Genomic DNA, 13,866 nt, shown 5'->3' with positions numbered 1-13,866 from the left:
GGGACGTCGGCGGACGCAGGGACGTCGGCGGACGCAGGGACGTCGGCGGACGCAGGGACGTCGGCGGACGCGGCGTCGCCGCCGGAAGCGGTGTCGCCGACGGCGGGAGCCTCCGCGACGTCCGCCACGAAGATGACGTCCACATCGGACACGTAGTTCAGCTCGTGGCCGCCGCACTTGCCCATCGCGATGACCGCGAGCCGGCACGCGGCGGCGTCCTCGGGCGCGGCAGCCTTGGCGATCGCGAGAGCGGCGCGCAGGGTCGCGGTGGCCAGGTCGGCCAGTTCGGCGGCGGTCTGGGCCACATCCGTCGTACCGCAGACGTCCCTGGCCGCTATGGCCAGCAGGCAGCGGCGGTACGCGATCCGCAGCGAGACCGGGTCGTCGGCGCCGGCCAGCGCGCGCTCGAACTCGTCGACGCCCGGATGCAGATCGGACAGCTCATAGGTGACCAGGGCGTGCCAGTCCTTGGGGTGCCTGGCGAGATGGTCGCCGAGCGCCTCGGACGCGCCGAGCACCCCGAGCAGCCGGTCCCGCAGCGGCTTGGCCGTCACCAGGGTGTCCAGCAGCATCGTCCGCTCGTCGGGCTTCTGCGCCTCGACGAGCCGTACGAGCCCGCGCAGCGCGAGATCGGGGTCGGCGGTGACGCCGAACGCGTCGAGGAGCAGGGGATCCGACCGTACGGGCGCCATCTCGGGCGCGTCGAGAAGCCGCTCGGCGGCGGAGGGATCGGTGAAGCCGTGCCGCAGCAGGCGGATGAACGTACTGCTCCTGCGTCCCGGCACCGTCATACGCCGTCTCCTGTCCACGACCCGTGCATCCGCCGGCCGGTCCGGCCGACTCCAGGATTCGAGCCTAGGGCTTGTCGGCACGGAGGGCGGCGTACGAGAAAATCTGCTTTCTCCGGCCGTCACCGGACGTGATCATCCGGATCGTCACCGCCACGGACGAAAATGGCTGGTCGCACCACACAGAAGGGTGATTCCCTGCCGGGCATGACGCACACCGACGACGTGAGCGGCCCGGCCGACGATCCGGGCGACCCGCTGGGCGACCTGCTGGGCGGCCTGCTGGACCGCATCGATCACTACCAGGACGCCCTTCCCAGGCTCGACGCCCGGGCCGAGGACTTCGGTCCGCTGACGCTCTTCGTACGGGACGGCGGCCCGCCGCTCCACGCGCGCCCGACCCGTGGCTGGCGAGGCCATACGGTCACCGCCGACGACGTCGACCGCGTCCGTGCCCGGCAACGCGAACTGGGTGTTCCGGAAGTCTTCGAGTGGGTCGACGACTCAGCGCCGGGGCTGCGTGCCGCCGCCGGGCAGGCCGGGCTGACGCTCGACGAACGCCCCCTGTTGGTGCTCCCGGAGGACACCCCGGCACCGGTCGCGGCGGCCCGCAACGTACCCGATGGGGTGACGGTCCGTACCCTCACCGCGGACGACCCGGCCCTCTCCACCGCCGTCGTCACCCCCCACCTCGCGTTCGCCGAACTCGGGACGGCCGTCGGCGCGACGGGCACGGAGAGGCTGGCCGAGGCGGTACGCGTACGCCAGGCCGACATAGCCAGAACGGCGGCCCGCGTCCGCGCGGGCCGCACCACGCTGGTCGCGGCGGTGGAGCACGGAGTCGCACTCAGCTCGGGCCTGCTCCCCGGCACCGCGGCCGGCACAACCGAGATCTGCGCCGTGGCCACCCTCCCGGCCGCCCGCCGCCGCGGACTCGCCCTCGCGGTGACGGCGGCCCTGGCAGCAGAAGCGCGGGCTCTGGGACTGCGGACGGTCTTCCTCTGCACGACGGACGAAACGGTGGCCCGCCTCTACGCCCGCCTGGGCTTCCGCCGAACGGCGACATTTGTGGAGGGACGAGGGGCATCCCGTTGACATCCGTTCCGGGCAGGCCTGATCGGCTCGCCCGGAACGTCGACTGGTGTCTCAGAGCACCGGGAGGTTCTTCCGCAGTTCGAAGGCCGTGACCTCGCTGCGGTACTCCTCCCATTCCTGCTTCTTGTTGCGGAGGAAGAAGTCGAAGACATGCTCGCCCAGGGTCTGCGCGACCAGTTCGCTGCGTTCCATGAGGGTGATCGCCTCGCCGAGGTTCTGCGGGAGGGGTTCGATGCCCATGGCGCGGCGTTCGGAGTCGGAGAGGGCCCAGACGTCGTCGTCGGCGCCGGCCGGGAGTTCGTAGCCCTCTTCGATGCCCTTGAGGCCGGCGGCGAGGAGTACCGCGTAGGTCAGATAGGGGTTGGCGCCCGAGTCGATCGAGCGGACCTCCACCCGGGCCGAGCCCGTCTTGCCGGGCTTGTACATCGGGACGCGGATCAGCGCGGAGCGGTTGTTGTGGCCCCAGCAGATGTACGAGGGGGCCTCGCCGCCCGAGCCCGCGGTGCGGCTGGAGCCGCCCCAGATGCGCTTGTACGAGTTGACCCACTGGTTGGTGACGGCCGAGATCTCCGCCGCGTGCTTCAGCAGACCGGCGATGAAGGAACGGCCGACCTTGGAGAGCTGGTATTCCGCGCCCGATTCGTAGAACGCGTTCCGGTCGCCCTCGAAAAGGGAGAGGTGCGTGTGCATGCCCGAGCCCGGGTATTCGGAGAACGGCTTCGGCATGAAGGTCGCCTGCACGCCCTGCTCCAGCGCGACCTGCTTCATCACCAGACGGAACGTCATGATGTTGTCCGCCGTCGACAGCGCGTCCGCGTACCGCAGATCGATTTCCTGCTGGCCCGGGGCGCCCTCATGGTGGCTGAACTCCACCGAGATGCCCATCGATTCCAGCATCGTGATGGCCTGGCGCCGGAAATCCATACCGACGTTCTGCGGGGTGTGGTCGAAATAGCCCGAGCTGTCCGCGGGGGTGGGGCGGGTGCCGTCCACCGGCTTGTGCTTCAGCAGAAAGAACTCGATCTCGGGGTGGGTGTAGAAGGTGAATCCCAGATCCGAGGTCCTGGCCAGCATCCGCTTGAGCACGAAACGCGGGTCCGCGAAGGACGGCGAGCCGTCGGGCATCAGGATGTCGCAGAACATCCGCGCGGTCCCGGGAGCCTCGGCACGCCAGGGCAGTATCTGGAACGTACCCGGATCGGGCTTGGCGATCATGTCGGACTCGTACACACGAGCGAATCCCTCGATGGCCGAGCCGTCGAAGCCCATGCCCTCGTCGAAGGCCTGCTCCAGCTCGGCGGGCGCGACCGCGACCGACTTCAGGAAGCCGAGCACGTCGGTGAACCACAGGCGTACGAAGCGGATGTCGCGCTCCTCAAGCGTACGGAGCACGAATTCCTGCTGCTTGTCCATATTAGCCGTCCTACCCATCCTTGCTGGTCAGGCCACCTGCTCCCATGCCGCGGGGCACCCTGGGGCACACGAGCATCCCACCACACGATTTCGGGCACGTTGCGAACCCCCGTCCAACGCTCCGCATCGTGCGCGTGTACGGGTTACCTGCCCATAGTGCCCGTACGACTGGTGCCCACGTAACAGGCAACCGCAACCTATGGTGCTGAAGAGGCGCCTCGTGGCCCATGGCCCGCTCACGGCCCGTGCCTCGCCCTCGGCGCGTGGCCGGTGTGGGTGTCCGACCAGCCCAGGGGGTACGGCTCGGTGTCCTCGCCCCGTACGGTCCATCCCCTGCCCGCCTCGGTGAACGCGGTCAGCGCCCGGACCAGGGCCGTACGCTCTCCGGGGGTCAGCCGCCCGACGATCGCGGCGATCTCGCGGTGGCGCGCGGCCGTGACCTCCTCGACCAGTTCGCGGCCCGCCGGGGTCAGCCGCAGCATCGTCACACGGCGGTTGTCGGGGTTGCTCTGCCTGCTGGCCAGACCCGCCGCGATCAGGCGGTCGAGCATGCGCATGGCGGTCGAGGGGTTGACCCCGAGCCGGTCGGCGATCTCCACCAGTTTGGCGTCGCCGTGGGCGGCGAGGACGGCCAGGAGGCGGTACTGCGGGAGGGTGACGCGTTCGCCGACGCGCTCCTCGACCGCCGCGAGGGAGCGGGCGGACACGGCGACCAGCAGCCGGGACGCGGCCAGCACGGCATGCGTCACGGCGTCGGCGTCCGTATCGCCCGTGCCGCCCGTGCCGACGGCCCTGCCGTCGGCACCCGCGTCCCTGTCGTCCGCGCCGGCGCACGCCCCCTCCGGACCCGTCGGACAGTCGGTGTCCTGCGGGCCGACGGGCGGCTCCGGATGGTCGGCCATGCCTCTTTGTACCGCGCTACCGTCCGGTTCGTACCGTCTCGGGAGCCCAAGGAACCGCACAACGGCTCCTCACTGCTGCTGACCGGGGGTGCACGCACTACGATCGCGCCCATGGGGGGTACGCGGCGCGGCCACATACGCAGCACGCGTCCCACGGCTCTGGTGAGCGCCGTGGCGACGCTGTACGCGGCGCTCTTCATCTGCCTGGCACCCGGGTCCGGCTCCGCCGTGGACTCGGGGCGCGGTACGGCAGGGGGTCACGGCAGGAACGGTTCCCCCGCCGCCGTGAGCACGGCCGCCACCAACACCGGGGCGGGCGGCTCCGCCGGGCGGGCCACCACCGTACGCCACCATGCCGAGGCCCGGTTCACCTGCCCGTACGACGGCGGTGACTGCGGCCTCTTCGCACACCACAGCCCGGCCGTCCTCACCGTGCCGCCGCCGGCCCCGCCGCTCGCCGCCGGTGTACAGCTTCCGCCGCGCACACTTCCGTACCCCACCGGCCAGGCGCCGCGCTCCGGAGCGCACGCCCGCGCGCCGGACCTTCACGTCCTTCAAGTGCTGCGCACGTAACGGACCCGGCCGGGCCCGCACCCCGCACCAGGAGCACCGCATTCGGAGCACCGGGAGTGCCGGGATCCCGGTTCTCATCCAGCACGTCGCGCTGTTCCGCAGTCACCCGCGTTTATCCGCGTCTGCGTATATCCGCGTTCCGTATCCGCGTTCCGTGTTTATCCGCGTTCCGTTCCGCAGTTGTCGCAGAAGGACATACACCATGGCTTCCAAGTCCCAGTCCGCCGAACGCAGGGCCCGAATAGAGGAGATGCGCCGGGCCGAGCACGCCCGTGAAAGGCGCAGCCGCATCATCACGATCACGGTGAGCGCCGTCGTGGTGGTCGCCCTCGTCGGTTTCGGCGCCTTCATCCTCAACAAGGAGTCCGACAAGAAGGAGGAGCAGCAGGCGGCGGCCAAGGCGCCCGTCAAGGACGAGAAGTCCTGGGACGCCAAGAAGCTCGGCCGCAACCATGTCACCACGCCCGTCACCTACCCGATGACACCTCCGGTGGGCGGTGACCACAACCAGGTGTGGATGAACTGCCAGGGCGACGTCTACAAGGAGGCGATCCCGGACGTCAACGCCGTGCACTCGCTGGAGCACGGCGCGGTCTGGGTCACCTACAACGACAAGGCCGCCGACGCCGATGTGGAGGCGCTCGCCGAGAAGGTCGGGAAGACCCCGTACTCCTTCATGAGCCCGCTCAAGGAGCAGACCGGCACGATCATGCTGAGCGCCTGGGGCAAGCAGGTCTCGGTGGAGAAGGCGGACGACCCGCGGGTGGACCAGTTCTTCACGAAGTACGTCCAGGGCCCGCAGACCCCTGAGCCGGGCGCGGCCTGCACGGGCGGAATGGGCGCGCAGTGAGCGCGATGAGCGCCGCGCGCTCGGTCACCCGCACCCAGTGGGCGGCGATCACCGCGGTCGTCCTGGCGCTGCTGTTCGCCGGTACGGCGACGGTGGCGTCCGCGGGGCGCGACAGCGGGGCGGGGGCGGACGACCGTACCCCGTCGGCGGACTCCGCGGACGCGGGCTTCGCCCGTGACATGGCGGTCCACCATCAGCAGGCGGTGGAGATGTCCTTCATCGTCCGGGACAGCACGGACGACGAAGAGGTGCGCCGGCTGGCGTACGACATCGCCAACACGCAGGCGAACCAGCGCGGGATGCTGCTGGGGTGGCTGGACATGTGGGGGCTGCCGAAGGTGGAGGCGGGCCGGGAGCCGATGGCCTGGATGGCTCCGGAAGCCGGTACCGACGCCGACGCCAATGCCGATGCCGATGCCGGTATGGACATGGGCTCCGGCGACCACAGCGGAATGGACAGCGGGACGGACATGGAGGGCATGGAGGGCATGGATCACGGCAGCGCCGGCCATGAGGTCCGCGACGGCTCGCTGATGCCCGGCATGGCCACCAAGACCGAGCTGGAGCAGCTCGGGAAGGCGCGCGGCAAGCAGGCCGAGATCCTCTATCTCCAGCTCATGACCGACCACCACATGGGCGGCGTGGCCATGGCGCGCGGCTGTGTCCAGCGGTGCGAGGACGGTACGGAGAAGGATCTGGCCGAGGGGATGGTCGCGGCCCAGCAGTCGGAGATGCGGCTGATGGCGGACCTGCTCAAGGCACGCGGCGCGAAGCCCCGTACCGCGAGCTGATCCTCGTACGGGCAGATCCGGGGGCCGCTGGTTCGTGACGACGAACCCGCGGCCCCTGCGCGTACCCGGGCCGTGCGCACCCGTACCGCGTGGGAACGCGCGCAGCGGTCGCGTCACCCGAACGGCTGCATGATGATGGAGCTGACTCGGGGTGGACGGAACGCACGCGACACCACTCAGGAGGCATGAGTCCGATGACCACCGCCAAAGACATCATGCACCCGGGAGCCCAGTGGATCCCGGCCCACGAGACCCTCGACCGTGCCGCGCAGGTCATGCGCAGGCTCAATGTGGGCGCGCTCCCCATAGCCGACGAGAACGAGCGGCTGACCGGCATACTCACCGACCGCGACATCGTCGTGGGCTGTGTGGCCATGGGCCATGACCCGGCGCAGACCACCGCAGGCGAGATGGCGCACGGCACGCCGCGCTGGATCGAGTCGGACGCGGATGTGGAGGATGTGCTGTACGAAATGCAGGGCCACCAGATCCGCCGGCTTCCGGTGATCGAGGACAAGCGGCTGGTCGGCATGATCAGCGAGGCCGATCTGGCCCGCCATCTCAGCGACGAGCAGGTCGGGGCGTGGGCCGAGCAGGTCTACGCGTCCACGAACCGCTGACCCGTCGCCGTACCGCGACTCGCGATCAAGGAACCGCAGCCCGCTCGCCCCGTGCGAGTGGGCCGCTGTCCCGTGCGAGTGGGCCGCCCCGTGTGAGTGGGTCGCTGTCCCGTGCGGGTGGGCGACCTGTGCGAGTGGGCCGCCCCACATCCCGCACCCCGGGACATCGCGTCAGTCAGACGATTACACTGGGCCCGTGCCTCAACTACGTCTCGCCCTGAATCAGATCGACTCGACCGTCGGCGATCTCGCCGCGAACGCCGAGGCGATCGTGCACTGGACCCGGCACGCCGCCGAGCAGGGCGCGCATGTCGTCGCCTTCCCCGAGATGATGCTGACCGGCTATCCCGTCGAGGATCTCGCCCTGCGCTCGTCCTTCGTCGAGGCGTCCCGAGCCGCCCTGCGCGCGCTCGCGGTCCGGCTCGACGAGGAGGGGTTCGGGGAGCTGCCCGTCGTGGTCGGCTATCTCGACCGCTCCGAGAAGGCCCAGCCGCGGTACGGCCAGCCCGCGGGCGCCCCGCAGAACGCCGGCGCGGTCCTGCACCGCGGCGCGGTCGTGCTGACCTTCGCCAAGCACCACCTGCCCAACTACGGCGTCTTCGACGAGTTCCGCTATTTCGTGCCGGGTGACACCATGCCCGTCGTCCGGGTCCATGGGGTCGACATCGCGCTCGCGATCTGCGAGGACCTCTGGCAGGACGGCGGCCGGGTGCCGGCCGCGCGGTCCGCCGGGGCCGGGCTGCTGGTCTCCATCAACGCCTCTCCGTACGAGCGCGAGAAGGACGACACCCGGCTTGAACTGGTGCGCAAACGTGCCCAGGAGGCCGGGTGCACCACCGCGTATCTCGCGATGATCGGCGGCCAGGACGAGCTGGTCTTCGACGGCGACTCGATCGTCGTCGACAAGGACGGCGAAGTCGTCGCGCGGGCACCGCAGTTCGCCGAGGGCTGCGTGGTGCTGGACCTCGATCTGCCGGCCGCCTCAGCCGAGCCCGCGAGCGGCGGAGCCGCTCATGGACGCGTTGTCGACGACGGGCTGAGGATCGACCGGGTCGTGCTCTCCGAGGAACCCCTCCCGGCGTACGAGCTCGAGGTGTCCGGGGGTTACGCGGACCGCCTCGAGGACGACGAGGAGGTGTACTCGGCACTGGTCGTGGGCCTGCGCGCGTATGTCGCCAAGAACGGCTTCCGCTCCGTCCTGATCGGCCTCTCCGGCGGCATCGACTCCGCGCTCGTCGCCGCCATCGCCTGTGACGCGGTCGGCGCGCAGAACGTGTACGGCGTGGCCATGCCGTCCAAGTACTCCTCGGACCACTCCAAGGGCGACGCGGCCGAGCTGGCCCGCCGTACCGGACTCAACTTCCGTACGATCCCCATCGAGCCGATGTTCGACGCGTACATGGGCTCACTCGCGCTCACCGGGCTCGCGGAGGAGAACCTCCAGGCCCGGCTGCGCGGCACGATGCTGATGGCCCTCTCCAATCAGGAGGGTCAGATCGTGCTCGCGCCGGGCAACAAGTCCGAGCTGGCGGTGGGGTATTCGACGCTGTACGGCGACGCCGTCGGGGCGTACGGCCCGATCAAGGACCTCTACAAGACCTCGGTCTTCCGGCTCGCCCGCTGGCGCAACCGCGCCGCCGAGGAGCGCGGCCAGACCCCGCCGATCCCGGAGAACTCGATCTCCAAGCCGCCGAGCGCCGAACTGCGCCCCGGCCAGGTCGACACGGACTCGCTGCCGGACTACGACGTACTGGACCGGATCCTGGAGCTGTACGTCGACCGGGACCAGGGCAAGGACGCGATCGTGGCGGCCGGTTTCGACGCGGAGCTGGTCGCGCGGACGCTGCGGATGGTGGACACGGCGGAATACAAGCGGCGCCAGTACCCGCCGGGCACCAAGATCTCGGCAAAGGGCTTCGGCAAGGACCGCCGCCTCCCGATCACCAACCGCTGGCGCGAATCGCCGCACCAGGGCGGCTGAGGCCGGGGATGGGCCAGGCCGACGCCGCGGCGCGCGCAAGGCGGTGGTCGGCGTCGGGTCGGGACCGCAGGTTGTCCGACGGCGGGGCGGCGCATGCCCAGGCGCGCGGGCGCATCTCGCGCCGGTGGCGCGGAAAGGCGGGATGGCCGAGCAAAGCCCGGGCGCCGGGCCGCAGTTGCCCCTGGCCTGCCGTCGTAGCGAGGCGCAGGCGGAACGCCGTCCGCCGCACCGGCCTGTCTCGGGGTCAGGCCTTGCCGGGCACGTCGCGGCTCGCGCGCCGTGCCCGGTGGCCGCGGCCTCGGCCTCGGCCGGCATCGGTCAGCCCCTGGCCGTCGAGCGCGACAGGCGGATCGCCGATACGAGGAAGAAGATCCCTCCGAGCGTGGCGTAGCCGGCGAGGGTGGTCAGCGAAGGGTTGTCCTGCGAGGCGCCGCGGATGAAGGACGCGCCGGCCAGCACCGAGATGCCGCCGCTGACGATCATGGCCCACTGGCCGCCCAGCGGCCGGCGCGCGACGCCCACGAGAAGCTGGACCAGTCCGGAGACGATCGCCCACGCACCCCAGACGCGCAGCACGTCGGCGGTGCCCGAGGCGCCGGCGACCGCGACGCCGACGGCGGCGAGCGCGCTGACGGCCATGTTGGCGTACAGGCCCTTCACCGACCCGGCGGCACGCGCCGACCTGGCGTCGACGACGGCCGCGACCACGTCGAAGGCGGGATAGAGGAACAGCAGCAGCCTGGCCCCTGTGGTGAGGTCCGAGCCGGACACCAGCAGGAGCGCCGCCCACACGACGGCGAAGACGAAGCGGGCGACGTACAGCCGGCGCAGGGCGGCCGTGGCACCGACGTGCTGGGCGGTGGCGACGGATGTCATGGAGTTCTCCAGTGAGTGCGGGAATGGGTACGAACAGTGCGTCAGCGCGTGCCGCGGCCCGCCTGCTCGGTCGGGTCGACGGCATGACGAATCGCGGGAAGCCGAAGCACTTTTCGAAGTAGAGAGAACGATCTCTCTTCCTCGTGACGCAGCCTGGCACACTCCTGCCGCCAGAACAAGAGAGAACGTTCTACATCCGGGACTTCCGCCTGCTACGGTGAGCGATATGACACAGACGGAAGTGGGCACCGGCAGAAAGGTCTCCGCGGCGCGCGAGCGGCTCCTGAGGACCGCCGGGCAGCTCTTCTACGCGGAGGGCATCCACGCGGTGGGCGTCGACCGCCTGGTCGCCGAGTCGAAGGTCACCAACGCCACCTTCTACCGTCACTTCCGCAGCAAAGAGGACCTCGTCCTCGCCTATATCAGCAGCGTCGACCAGGCGATCCGCGCCCAGATCGGCTCCCTGACGGCCGCGGACCAGCCGGCCGACGGCATCCTGAGGGGCATCGGCGCGTCCCTGGTCGAGCAGATCCGGTCGCCCGGCTACCGCGGATGCGCCTTCCTCAACGCGGCGGCGGAATTCCCCGCTCCCGGCCACCCGGTCCACCGGGCCGTCGTGCGGCACCGCGAGTGGTACCTGGAGACGATCACCGGACTGTTCGCCGGGACCGCGGACGCGCCCGCCGAACACGCCGGACGGCACTACGTCATGCTCCGCGACGGCGCGATGAGCGCCGGCTATCTCGGCGACCCCGTCCAGGCCGGCGAGACCCTGCTGCGCGGCATCGAGGGACTGCTGCGCGTCCACAGCGGCCGTGGGCTCGACGAGGGCGCCGCACCCGCGCCCGGCGGCCGGACGCCTTCGGTGGCCACGACGGTCTCCGGCATCGAGTGCTCGCCGCCCGGCGCGTAGCCACGGCCGGGGCGCGACCGGCCGTGCGTCGTCGTGCTCGCGGCCTCGTGGCCGCAGTGTCGTAGCCGCATCACGCGAAACGCCGGACCGGAGTCCGGGAGTGCCGGAGTCCGGGAGTCCCGGAGTGCCGGTCACGAATCCGCCGAGCCCCTGTCGAAGGGCCGGATTCGCGACCGGCAGACGTGTGCGGTGCTACATGTCGGAGCTACACGTCCGAGGCGGAGGAACTGAGCGCCCGCTCCCCGTGCCGTACGGGCCCCTCCGCCACCACCCGTGAGGCCCGCGCCGGTGCGCCCCTGTCGGTGCGGTCCAGCAGGCCCGCCGTTGCCGCGATCGCCAGGCCCACCACCGCGAGGACCGCCCCGACCAGGGCCGGGGACATCCAGCCCCAGCCGGCCGCGATCGCCGTGCCGCCGGCCCAGGCGCCGCCCGCGTTGGCGAGGTTGAAGGCCGAGTGGTTGGAGGCGGAGGCGAGGGTCGGGGCGTCCTTGGCCTTGTTCATGACGAGCATCTGGAGCGGGGTGGTGGTCAGGAAGCCGATCGCGCCCAGCAGGACCACCATCACCAGCGCCGCCCACTGCACCTGCGCCGTGAAGCGGAAACCGACCAGCACCGCCGCCAGGGCGGCCAGTGAGATGTAGAGCGTCGGCCGCAGCGCCCGGTCGGTCAGCGGTCCCGCCGCCAGCGCGCCCAGTGTCATACCGATGCCGAACAGCGCGAGGACGAGCGTCACGGAGGACTCGCCGAAGCCCATGACCTCGGTGGTCATCGAGGCGAGGTACGAGTAGACCGCGAAGACCCCGGCGAAGCCGAACACCGCGGTGGCCAGACCGAGCAGCACCTGCCGGTTCCCGAGGGCACGCACCTCCCGGCCGAGGCTCTGGTGCGCGTCGAGCGGTACGTACGGTACGAGCCGGGCCAGCGCCACCAGCGAGAGCAGCCCGATCGCGGTCACCACCAGGAAGGTGGCGCGCCAGCCGAGGTGCTGGCCGAGCAGGGTGGCCGCCGGTACGCCGACGATATTGGCGACGGTCAGGCCGAGGAACATGGTCGCGACGGCCCGCGCCTGCCGCCCCTCGCGCACCATCCGGGCGGCGACGACCGCGCCGACGCCGAAGAACGCGCCGTGCGGCAGCCCGGCGAGCACCCGGCCCGCCAGCAGCCAGCCGAAGCCCGGCGCGAGCGCGGAGGCGAGATTGCCGACGACGAAGAGCGCCATCAGCAGCAGGAGCATCCGCTTGCGCGGGATACGGGAGCCGACGGCGGTGAGCAGCGGGGCGCCGATGACGACGCCGAGGGCGTACGCGGAGACGAGATGGCCGGCGGTGGGCACGGACGTTCCCAGATCGTCCGCGACATTGGGCAGCAGACCCATCATCACAAACTCGGTCGTACCGATGCCGAAGGCGCTCACAGCGAGGGCGAGCAGGGCCAGGGGCATGAAAAGAGACCTTTCAGCGGTGAGGAACCCGCGAGGGATCCAGCAGTGAGGGACCAGGAGTTAGTACCTCGTCTGAACAAAGTCTCTCAGGCCGTTTGTTCCGGGAGATGAACTCCGGATTGCGCCCGGCGCACCGCTCCGCGCACGGACCCGGGCACCGGCCGTGGAGCCGGTCCTCAGCGCACCTGGACCCGGGCCGCGATCGGCAGGTGGTCGCTGTCGGTCCGGGGAAGGGTCCAGGACGAGGCCGGTTCGACGCCCTTCACCATGATCTGGTCGATCCGTGCCAGCGGGAACGACGCCGGCCAACTGAAGCCGTAACCATGGCCCGCGGCGCCCTGGGTGGAGCGCATCTGGGAGGTGACGGCCCTGAGGGAGCGGTCGTTCATCGTGCCGTTGAGGTCGCCGAGCAGGATCACCTGGTCGAGCTGCTCGTGGGAGATGGCCTCGCCCAGGGCGTCCGCGCTGTCGTCGCGCTGGTTGGCGGTGAAGCCCGCGTTCATCTTGACCCGTACGGACGGGAGATGCGCCACATAGACGGCGACCTTCCCGTTCGGGGTGGTGACCGTGGAGCGCATCGCGCGGACCCAGCCGAGCCGGATGTCGACGGGCTCGGTGGCGCTCATCGGGTACTTGCTCCACAGCCCTACGGTGCCCTGCACGGAGTGGTACGCGTAGGTGTCCGACAGCGCCTTCTCGTACGTCGGTACGGCGCTGTCCTTCAGCTCCTCCAGCGCCAGGACGTCCACGCCCGACTCGGCGAGGGTGCGGGCTGTGCCCTCGGGGTCGGGATTCCCGGCGTTGACATTGTGGGTGGCGACGGTGAGATCGCCGCCCTCGCCGGACTTGTCGGTGAGGAGGCCGCCGAAGAGGTTGAGCCAGACCACGGCGGGCAGCAGCAGGGCGATCAGCGCGGTGGCCGAGCGCCGTACCAGCCCCAGGATCAGAAGCAGCGGAACGAACAGCCCGAACCAGGGCAGGAAGGTCTCGATGAGACTGCCCAGATTGCCGATCCTGTTGGGGATCTGCGCGTGAAAGCTCATCAGCAGCGCGACCAGTACGGCCAGGATGGCGAGAATGATGCCGCGCCGCCAGATGCCGGGATCCCGGCGCCACCGGCCCAGCAGGGTTCTGACGCGGGATCCGGTGCGGGGCGCCGCCCCGTCCGCCGTCACCGAGTGCGCCGTGTACTCCTGCGTCATGTCCGCTGCCCTCACTGCCTTGCCGTGCACGCCCGCCCCTGACCCTAGGCGATCTACGAGCGCTGCTCCGCCGCCGGGGGACGGCCCTACTGTCCCGGAGACGAAGACCGCGGCGCGGCGGGTTCCGATCAAGGACGAATCACGGGCGGCTGTGACGGATCACGCATGGCCCGCCCCGTCCGGATTCCGGTGTGATCGGTCCGGCAGGCCGGACGTTCCACCGTGATACGAGCCGGTACGGGCCGACATGGGCCGCTCTGTACCGGATCGTGGCCTTGCGGGCAGCGCGACCGCGTCCGTCGTGGGGGCGATTCGGCCTCCCGTACCTTCCGCGACTCCCGTACGGTACCGGGGATTACCCCTCCCGTCCCTCGAACGGACGAGCTCGGGGACGGGCGCTCACGGGCGGAGGCCCAGGGGG

Annotated in this window: 12 protein-coding genes and 1 pseudogene; 7 read left to right on the top strand and 6 right to left on the bottom strand. The window is 70.7% G+C overall.

The genetic code is table 11. From position 1 onward, the window contains the following. Nucleotides 1-791 (bottom strand): annotated as a pseudogene (locus tag WH07_RS14005) (bifunctional [glutamine synthetase] adenylyltransferase/[glutamine synthetase]-adenylyl-L-tyrosine phosphorylase); the annotation flags it as partial. A gap of 204 nt (nucleotides 792-995) precedes the next feature. On the opposite strand from WH07_RS14005, the gene WH07_RS14000 reads away from it, so the two are divergent. Further along, nucleotides 996-1,883, top strand: coding sequence for a GNAT family N-acetyltransferase (locus WH07_RS14000; RefSeq protein ID WP_079023210.1), 888 nt, complete (start codon nucleotides 996-998; stop codon nucleotides 1,881-1,883). Between the two features lie 51 nt (nucleotides 1,884-1,934). Here the strand turns inward: WH07_RS14000 and glnA are convergent, their stop codons facing one another. Together glnA and WH07_RS13990 are read right to left on the bottom strand one after the other, a co-directional pair. Further along, nucleotides 1,935-3,296 (bottom strand): type I glutamate--ammonia ligase, encoded by a 1,362-nt coding sequence (gene glnA / locus WH07_RS13995; RefSeq protein ID WP_046500137.1) that lies wholly within the window; start codon nucleotides 3,294-3,296, stop codon nucleotides 1,935-1,937. A 236-nt stretch (nucleotides 3,297-3,532) separates the two neighbouring features. Then, nucleotides 3,533-4,198 (bottom strand): MarR family winged helix-turn-helix transcriptional regulator, encoded by a 666-nt coding sequence (locus tag WH07_RS13990; protein ID WP_079023209.1) that lies wholly within the window; start codon nucleotides 4,196-4,198, stop codon nucleotides 3,533-3,535. 111 nt (nucleotides 4,199-4,309) lie between these two features. Between WH07_RS13990 and WH07_RS13985 the strand changes: the two genes are divergently transcribed. The 5 genes from WH07_RS13985 (at nucleotide 4,310) to WH07_RS13965 (ending at nucleotide 9,013) form a co-directional block, all read left to right on the top strand. Continuing rightward, on the top strand, nucleotides 4,310-4,771 hold the full coding sequence (locus WH07_RS13985; RefSeq protein ID WP_046500135.1) for a hypothetical protein: 462 nt from the start codon (nucleotides 4,310-4,312) through the stop codon (nucleotides 4,769-4,771). 202 nt (nucleotides 4,772-4,973) lie between these two features. Then, entirely contained in the window at nucleotides 4,974-5,621 is a 648-nt protein-coding gene (locus tag WH07_RS13980; RefSeq protein ID WP_046500133.1) for a DUF3105 domain-containing protein, read from the top strand. Nucleotides 5,622-5,626: 5 nt separating this feature from the next. Then, entirely contained in the window at nucleotides 5,627-6,412 is a 786-nt protein-coding gene (locus WH07_RS13975) for a DUF305 domain-containing protein (RefSeq protein ID WP_046500141.1), read from the top strand. A 194-nt stretch (nucleotides 6,413-6,606) separates the two neighbouring features. Further along, nucleotides 6,607-7,032 carry a CBS domain-containing protein gene (locus WH07_RS13970; protein ID WP_046500131.1) on the top strand — a complete coding sequence of 142 codons (426 nt, stop codon included), beginning with the start codon at nucleotides 6,607-6,609 and terminating at the stop codon, nucleotides 7,030-7,032. 196 nt (nucleotides 7,033-7,228) lie between these two features. Then, nucleotides 7,229-9,013, top strand: coding sequence for an NAD+ synthase (locus WH07_RS13965; protein WP_046500129.1), 1,785 nt, complete (start codon nucleotides 7,229-7,231; stop codon nucleotides 9,011-9,013). A gap of 318 nt (nucleotides 9,014-9,331) precedes the next feature. Here the strand turns inward: WH07_RS13965 and WH07_RS13960 are convergent, their stop codons facing one another. Continuing rightward, complete coding sequence (locus WH07_RS13960) at nucleotides 9,332-9,889, bottom strand: hypothetical protein (RefSeq protein WP_046500127.1); 558 nt, start codon at nucleotides 9,887-9,889, stop codon at nucleotides 9,332-9,334. A 226-nt stretch (nucleotides 9,890-10,115) separates the two neighbouring features. On the opposite strand from WH07_RS13960, the gene WH07_RS13955 reads away from it, so the two are divergent. Further along, nucleotides 10,116-10,802, top strand: coding sequence for a TetR/AcrR family transcriptional regulator (locus tag WH07_RS13955; RefSeq protein WP_046500125.1), 687 nt, complete (start codon nucleotides 10,116-10,118; stop codon nucleotides 10,800-10,802). A 205-nt stretch (nucleotides 10,803-11,007) separates the two neighbouring features. Here WH07_RS13955 and WH07_RS13950 read toward each other — a convergent pair whose 3' ends face one another. Together WH07_RS13950 and WH07_RS13945 are read right to left on the bottom strand one after the other, a co-directional pair. After that, nucleotides 11,008-12,243 (bottom strand): MFS transporter, encoded by a 1,236-nt coding sequence (locus tag WH07_RS13950; RefSeq protein ID WP_046500122.1) that lies wholly within the window; start codon nucleotides 12,241-12,243, stop codon nucleotides 11,008-11,010. Nucleotides 12,244-12,419: 176 nt separating this feature from the next. Beyond that, complete coding sequence (locus WH07_RS13945) at nucleotides 12,420-13,445, bottom strand: endonuclease/exonuclease/phosphatase family protein (RefSeq protein ID WP_046500120.1); 1,026 nt, start codon at nucleotides 13,443-13,445, stop codon at nucleotides 12,420-12,422. Nucleotides 13,446-13,866: the final 421 nt, after the last annotated feature.

This window comes from Streptomyces odonnellii, from assembly GCF_000981895.1.
Lineage (GTDB): Bacteria > Actinomycetota > Actinomycetes > Streptomycetales > Streptomycetaceae > Streptomyces > Streptomyces odonnellii.
The sequence above is the reverse complement of the archived record's forward strand: the minus strand, read 5'-3'. Positions and strand labels throughout refer to the sequence as shown.